Origin of the sequence: Mesorhizobium sp. M7A.F.Ca.CA.003.01.2.1 (assembly GCF_003998945.1) — a bacterium.
In the GTDB taxonomy this organism is placed as follows: Bacteria; Pseudomonadota; Alphaproteobacteria; order Rhizobiales; family Rhizobiaceae; genus Mesorhizobium; species Mesorhizobium ciceri.
This window is the reverse complement of sequence record NZ_RZRA01001500.1, coordinates 1-751: the sequence shown is the minus strand read 5'-3', so window position 1 is coordinate 751 and position 751 is coordinate 1. Positions and strand designations below refer to the sequence as shown.

Here is a 751-nt window from a genome sequence, read left to right as displayed (position 1 = left end):
CACGCACCCCAATACGCCGCAGCGCATCGATCTGGCGCAGCGCCATGCCCGCCAGTTCGGCGCGCCGGGCGTCGGCACGCGCGACCGCGATTCCTTCCTCGCCGGCATAGACGGCCTGCTCTATGGCGACACGCCGGAAGAAGGCTATGTACGCGGCGAAACCTTCCTGCATCCGGGCCTTGGCGTTTCGTTCACGGTACCGGACGGCTTCATCATCGACAATTCGGCGGCAGCGGTGACGGCCACCGGCCCCGGCGACATAGCGATCCGTTTCGATGGCGTGTCGATCGACAAGAACCGGGCGCTGACGGACTATATCCGCAGCGGCTGGGTGGCTGGTCTCGTCGACAGCAGCGTCAGGCAGGAAACCATCAACGGCAACGAGGCAGCGACCGCGCATGCCGGCGCCGAAGGCTGGCAGTTCGACATTGCGGTGATCCGCGCCGGCGGCCAGGTCTACCGGCTGCTGACCGCGGCCCCTTCGGCCAGCACGTCGCTGGACACAATCGCCCGCTCGGTCAGCGGCTCGTTCCGGATCTTGAGTGCCGCCGAAAAGGCGGCGCTGAAGCCGCTGCGCATCCGCGTCGTCACTGTCCAGCCTGGGCAGACGATGGGTTCGCTTTCGGCGCAGATGGTCGGCGTCGACCGTAAGCTCGACCTGTTCCGCGTCCTCAACGCGCTGTCGCCTGGTGCCGCGGTTTCGGCCGGCGACAAGGTCAAGATCGTCACGGACAAGTAGGCACCTGCGGAC

Annotated in this window: 1 pseudogene; it reads left to right on the top strand. The window is 67.0% G+C overall.

Going from position 1 to position 751, the window contains the following annotated elements:
• Positions 1–739 (top strand): annotated as a pseudogene (locus EN969_RS33765) (metalloprotease); the annotation flags it as partial.
• Between the last annotated feature and the right edge of the window lie 12 nt (positions 740–751).